The sequence below is a fragment of the Pseudomonas sp. 21615526 genome, from assembly GCF_013386245.1.
GTDB lineage: Bacteria > Pseudomonadota > Gammaproteobacteria > Pseudomonadales > Pseudomonadaceae > Aquipseudomonas.
This window is the reverse complement of sequence record NZ_JACAOM010000135.1, coordinates 1-5,979: the sequence shown is the minus strand read 5'-3', so window position 1 is coordinate 5,979 and position 5,979 is coordinate 1. Positions and strand designations below refer to the sequence as shown.

At 60.6% G+C, this 5,979-nt stretch carries 6 protein-coding genes and 1 pseudogene; 2 read left to right on the top strand and 5 right to left on the bottom strand.

All coding sequences use genetic code 11. From position 1 onward, the window contains the following. From HX786_RS28070 to hemJ, 3 genes and pseudogenes are all read right to left on the bottom strand, one after another. Nucleotides 1-325, bottom strand: a pseudogene (locus tag HX786_RS28070) (DUF805 domain-containing protein); the annotation flags it as partial. Between the two features lie 63 nt (nucleotides 326-388). Then, the gene (locus HX786_RS28065; RefSeq protein WP_003210939.1) at nucleotides 389-1,357 is read right to left on the bottom strand and encodes a nitronate monooxygenase family protein; all 969 of its coding nucleotides are present in this window, start codon (nucleotides 1,355-1,357) and stop codon (nucleotides 389-391) included. A 24-nt stretch (nucleotides 1,358-1,381) separates the two neighbouring features. Beyond that, on the bottom strand, nucleotides 1,382-1,810 hold the full coding sequence (gene hemJ / locus HX786_RS28060; RefSeq protein ID WP_003210937.1) for a protoporphyrinogen oxidase HemJ: 429 nt from the start codon (nucleotides 1,808-1,810) through the stop codon (nucleotides 1,382-1,384). 136 nt (nucleotides 1,811-1,946) lie between these two features. Between hemJ and argC the strand changes: the two genes are divergently transcribed. Together argC and erpA are read left to right on the top strand one after the other, a co-directional pair. Next, nucleotides 1,947-2,981 carry an N-acetyl-gamma-glutamyl-phosphate reductase gene (argC, locus tag HX786_RS28055; protein ID WP_003210935.1) on the top strand — a complete coding sequence of 345 codons (1,035 nt, stop codon included), beginning with the start codon at nucleotides 1,947-1,949 and terminating at the stop codon, nucleotides 2,979-2,981. Between the two features lie 162 nt (nucleotides 2,982-3,143). Next, a complete protein-coding gene (gene erpA, locus HX786_RS28050; RefSeq protein WP_003176443.1) occupies nucleotides 3,144-3,494 on the top strand; it encodes an iron-sulfur cluster insertion protein ErpA in 351 nt (116 codons plus the stop codon). 66 nt (nucleotides 3,495-3,560) lie between these two features. Here erpA and HX786_RS28045 read toward each other — a convergent pair whose 3' ends face one another. Continuing rightward, entirely contained in the window at nucleotides 3,561-4,652 is a 1,092-nt protein-coding gene (locus HX786_RS28045) for an anhydro-N-acetylmuramic acid kinase (RefSeq protein WP_177041312.1), read from the bottom strand. A gap of 3 nt (nucleotides 4,653-4,655) precedes the next feature. Further along, on the bottom strand, nucleotides 4,656-5,979 hold a 1,324-nt coding region (locus HX786_RS28040), incomplete at its 5' end, for a peptidoglycan DD-metalloendopeptidase family protein (protein WP_178912894.1).

The window sequence follows — 5,979 nt, the reverse complement described above, 5'->3', positions numbered from 1 at the left end:
GCGGGGCGTAAGGCGATGCGGCGGGGCGGGTGTAGTCAGTCGCGCTGCCGGAGTCCGTTTCATGGGTTTCGGCAAGGCTGAAGGCGACCGGCTGCTCTTCTTCTATCCGCGCATCCACCCCGGCGTTTTTCAGCGCTTGCAGATAGGTCTCGGCATCGGCGCGGGAAAGGTCGCGTTTCAGCGCGACCGGGCGGCCGGTGAAAAGCTTTTCGATCGCGTCGACATCACTTTTGAACAACTCGGCGAGGTTCAGCTTGGCGGTGGTGCTTTCGACACCCGGGAGCAATGCGCCATCAAACACAATCTTGAAACGGTTGTCGCTCATGCGGGCATCCTTGTCACTTGAATAGGGGAGGCCTGCCTTGATCAGCAGGCTTTGGATCGCGGATCAGCGTGGCCAGCGTTCAGGCAATTGTGCCGCATGCTCGAGCGCCTTGCGGTATTCGGCATCCAGGCGGGCCACGAGTTCATCGACGCTGGGCAAATCATCAATCTCTCCGACGCCCTGGCCGGCGGACCACACGGTCTTCCAGGCTTTGGCTTCGTCGTTGAGTGGCTTGAGCTTGGAGCCAAAATTGACTTCACCCTTGCCTTGCAGCGCGGCGAGGTCGAAACCGGCATTTTCCAGGCTCTGGCGCATGAAGCTTGCGGGAACACCGGAGACGGCTGGAGTGTGCACGATGTCGGCGGCGCGCGATGTGAGCAGCATCTCTTTATAGGCATCCGGGGCATGGCTTTCGGTGGTGCCGATAAAACGCGTGCCGAAATAGGCCAGGTCGGCGCCGAGCAGTTGCGCGGCGAGGATTTCGTGGCCGTGGTTCAGGCAACCGGCGAGCAGCAGGGTTTTGTCGAAGAACTGACGGATTTCTGCGATCAGCGAGAACGGGCTCCAGGTGCCGGCGTGGCCGCCGGCGCCCGCCGCAACGGCGATCAGGCCATCGACGCCGGCTTCAGCGGCTTTTTCGGCGTGGCGCCGGGTGGTGACATCGTGGAATACCAGGCCGCCGTAGCTATGCACCGCGTCTACCAATTCTTTCACCGCGCCCAGGCTGGTGATGACGATCGGCACCTTGTGCTCGACGCAGATCGCCAGGTCAGCTTCCACCCGCGGGTTACTGTTGTGCACGATCAGGTTGACCGCATAGGGCGCCGGGTTATCCAGCAGCGCCAGGCCCGCTTCGATTTCTTCCAGCCACGCCTTGAAGCCGCTGCTTTCCCGCTGGTTGAGGGCAGGGAAGCTGCCGACGATCCCGTTGCGGCAGCAGGCCAGCACCAGTTGCGGGTTGGAGATCAGAAACATCGGCGCAGCCACGACGGGCAGGCGCAGACTGTGTTCGAGCGAAGCGGGCAGCGACATTGGAAGTACCCCGAGTAATAGAGATTAGAACGGTTTGACCACGACCAAAATTACGATAGCCAGCAATATCAGAACTGGCACTTCATTGAACCAGCGATAAAAGACATGGCTGCGGGTGTTTTCGCCACGGGCGAAACGTTTTACCTGCGCGCCGCACATATGGTGGTAGCCGATGAGCAGTACTACCAGGGTCAACTTGGCGTGGATCCACCCGCCGGATTGAAAGATGGCCGGGTTGAGGTAGATCAGCCAGCCGCCGAACACCAGGCTGGCGATCATCGCCGGGCCCATGATGCCGCGGTACAGCTTGCGCTCCATCACGCTGAAGCGTTCCTTGCTGATGGTGTCCTCGCTTTGGGCGTGGTAGACGAACAGGCGCGGAAGGTAGAACAGCGCGGCAAACCAGCAGACGATGCTGACGATATGAAAGGCTTTGACCCATAGATAAAGCATTTTTAGTTATTCCCAGGTTCACGGTAGCTGAAGATAGTAGTGGCTCTTGCGTCTACACGTCATGTTGAAGGTTGTCGCAGGACGATACGAACCCTATTATCGACGGCTTTCCAGTGGGTTCGTTGAGGGCAGGTTTATGGTCAAGGTCGGTATCGTCGGCGGCACGGGTTACACCGGTGTCGAATTGCTGCGTCTGTTGGCTCAGCATCCGCAAGCTGAGGTGGTGGTGATCACTTCCCGATCCGAGGCCGGCCTGGCTGTGGCCGATATGTACCCGAACCTGCGAGGCCACTATGACGGCCTGGCGTTCAGCGTTCCGGATATCAAGACCCTGGGCGCGTGTGATGTGGTGTTCTTTGCCACGCCTCACGGTGTGGCCCATGCCCTGGCGGGCGAGTTGCTGGCCGCCGGCACCAAGGTGATCGACTTGTCGGCAGACTTCCGCCTGCAGGACGCCGATGAGTGGGCCAAGTGGTACGGCCAGCCTCACGGTGCACCGCAGTTGCTGGAAGAGGCGGTGTACGGCCTGCCGGAAGTCAATCGTGAGCAGATCAAGCAAGCACGCCTGATCGCCGTGCCGGGTTGCTATCCGACAGCTACGCAGTTGGGTTTCCTGCCATTGCTGGAAGCCGGGCTGGCGGATGCATCGCGGCTGATTGCTGACTGCAAGTCGGGCGTCAGTGGTGCTGGTCGTGGGGCCGCTGTAGGTTCGCTCTACTCCGAGACGTCGGAAAGCATGAAAGCCTATGCAGTCAAAGGCCATCGTCACTTGCCGGAAATTCGCCAGGGGCTGCGTCGTGCTGCGGGCAAGGATGTCGGCCTGACGTTTGTGCCGCACCTGACACCGATGATCCGCGGGATCCACTCCACACTGTATGCGACGGTCGTTGATCGCTCGGTAGACCTGCAGGCGCTGTTTGAAAAGCGCTATGCCAATGAGCCGTTCGTCGATGTGATGCCGGCGGGCAGCCACCCGGAGACCCGCAGCGTGCGCGGTGCCAACGTGTGCCGTATCGCAGTGCATCGTCCACAGGATGGTGACCTAGTGGTGGTATTGTCGGTCATCGACAACCTGGTCAAGGGCGCTTCGGGCCAGGCTGTGCAGAACATGAACATCCTGTTTGGCCTGGATGAGAAGCTGGGCCTGTCCCACGCGGGCATGCTGCCGTAAATTTTCTGCTGTTGCGCAAAGGCCCGTTGATCGGGCCTTTCGTGTTTTTAATGGCCGCTGCGCAGATTGATATACCGTAACAATAGTTGACCGCTTTTCTAGGAGAAGCGGATAATGCCCGCCATCACGCATATGGCGGCGCTACGCCGGGAGATTATCAGCATGAGCGTTGAATCCTTCACCCCCACGGCTTTGCAATTCACCCACGGTGCTGCGCACAAGGTGAAGAGCCTGGTCGATGAAGAGGGTAATGATCGCTTGAAGCTGCGCGTATTTGTTACGGGCGGCGGTTGTTCAGGGTTTCAGTACGGTTTTACCTTCGATGAAGACGTGGCCGATGACGACACCATCGTTGAGCGCGAGGGCGTCAGCCTGGTTGTCGATCCGATGAGCTTCCAGTACCTGGCAGGAGCCGAGGTGGACTATCAGGAAGGTCTGGAAGGTTCGCGCTTCGTGATCAAGAACCCGAATGCCACCACCACTTGTGGTTGCGGGTCTTCGTTCTCGATCTGATCGACAGCGGATATAAAAACGCCGCTTGGCCTTGATAGGGCCAAGCGGCGTTTTGCTGTGTGGGATTCAGGCGGGGTAGATCGCGCCGAGTACACGAAGGCCGCGGGCGCCGGTGACGCTGGGGCGGTTGGCGGCGATGCCTTCCAGGCAGCAATGGGCCAGCCAGGCGAACGCCATGGCTTCGACCCAGTCAGGGTCTACGCCGCAGGTGGCGGTGCTGCTCACCTGGGTCGCCGGCAGCAGGGCGCTCAGGCGGCTCATCAAGGTTGCGTTGTGGGCGCCGCCGCCGCAGACCAGCAGGGTTTCGGTCTGTGGTTGGGCGGTTTGCAGGGATTCGACGATGGTCAGGGCAGTCAGCTCGAGCAATGTGGCTTGCACGTCCTGGGCTGCGAATGGCGGCAATCGTCCCAGGTGATGCTCAAGCCATCCCAGGTTGAAGACTTCGCGACCGGTGCTTTTTGGCCCCTTGGTCACAAAGAACGGATCGCTGAGCAATGCCTTGAGTAGCTGGGGTTCAACCTTCCCGCTGGCAGCCCACTGGCCATCGCGGTCGAAGTTCTCGCCGCGTTGCTGGTGAATCCAGGCATCCAGCAGGACATTCCCCGGGCCGCAGTCGAAGCCCGCGACCGGTTTGCCGGTCTCGATCAGGCTGAGGTTGCTGAAGCCGCCCACATTCAGTACGGCGCGGTTGCCCGTACGCTCGCCAAACAGTGCCTCATGAAATGCAGGCACCAGCGGGGCGCCTTGGCCTCCGGCGGCGACATCGCGGCTGCGGAAATCACTGACGACGGTGATTTCCGTCAATTCGGTGAGCAGTGCCGGGTTGCCGATCTGCACGGTAAAACCCCGTGCAGGTTCGTGACGAATGGTTTGGCCGTGGCTGCCAATCGCTCGAATGTCCTGGGGCTTGAGGTTCTGCTGATCGAGTAGGGCGTGAATACCTTGGGCGGCAAGCGTCACCCAGTTCTGCTGCGCGAGCGCCGAACGGGCAATCTCGTCCGGGCCGCTGGCGCACAGGCCAAGCAGCTCGGAACGCAGGGATTCAGGCATGGGGATGTAGTGGGTGGCGATCAGCTTGATCGCCGGGCCTTGCTTGATCAGCGCAATGTCCAAGCCATCAAGGCTGGTCCCGGACATCACACCTATATAGAGCGACATGGCTTAGCGCTTCGCCGAAGCCAGGAGAGTCGAGCGCTCCTGGTCCATGCGGGCCATTAATGGCTGGCTCTGCTGCAGGAAGCGAGCGCGCTCGGCCTTGGCGATCGGGTCGGCCATTGGCAGCTTCTGGCCCAGTGGGTCGACGTGCACGCCGTTGACCTGGAACTCGTAGTGCAAGTGCGGGCCGGTGGACAGCCCGGTAGTGCCGATGTAACCGATCACCTGGCCCTGCTTGACGTTGCCGCCAGTCTGGATGCCCTTGGCGAAACCTTGCATATGGCCATACAGCGTACGGTAGGTGGCCCCGTGCTGGATGATCACGGTGTTGCCGTAGCCGCCACGGCGACCGGCCAGCAAGACCTTGCCGTCACCGGCAGCCTTGATCGGCGTGCCACGCGGGGCGGCGTAGTCGACGCCTTTGTGAGCGCGAATTTTGTTCAGAATTGGATGCTTGCGACCCATCGAGAAACGCGAGCTAATACGGGCGAAGTCAACCGGGGTACGGATGAACGCCTTGCGCATGCTGTTGCCGTCGGCGGTGTAGTAGCTGCTGTTGCCTTGTTTGTTGGTGTAGCGCACGGCGGTGTAGGTCTTGCCACGGTTGGTAAATCGCGCAGAGAGGATGTTGCCGGTGCCGACGACCTTGCCGTTGGCGACCTTCTGTTCGTAGATCACGTCGAATTCGTCACCCTGGCGAATGTCCTGGGCGAAGTCGATGTCGTAGCCAAACACGCTGGCCATGTCCATGGTCATGCTGTGGGACAGGCCGGCGCGGGCGGCGGACTGCGACAGCGAGCTGTTGATCACGCCGTGTACATAGGCGGAGCGCATGACCGGCTTGGTGGTGATGCGGTTGAACGCAAAGCCCTTGGCGCCTTTGGTCAGGGTGATGCTTTCCAGGTCGCTGACGTTGCTGTGCAGGTTGGTCAACTGGCCGTCGGGCGCCAGTTCGAATTCAAGCTTCTGGCCATGCTTGAGTTGGGTGAATTGCTTGGCCTGCTTGTCGCTTGCCAGTACATCGTTGACCGTCGCGGCGGGGAGGCCGACCTTTTCGAACAGGGTCGAAAGGGTGTCGCCCTTGGCAACAATGACTTCCCGGTGCAGCGGGTTCTTGGGTGCCTCTACTACCGCAGGTTCGGCCTGCGCGGTTTCCTTGGTGTCTTCGGCGCTGCTTTCGATCTGGGCAAACGGCGATTCGGCTGCGCCATTTGTGGCTTGAAGTGCGTCGGAAGCGTCTTGATCTTGTGTCAGTTGCTCAACCGGACTTTCAAGGTCAAGGCTTAGGGTCGTTCGTTTGGCTTCTACGTCGCTGGAAGGAAATACCAGG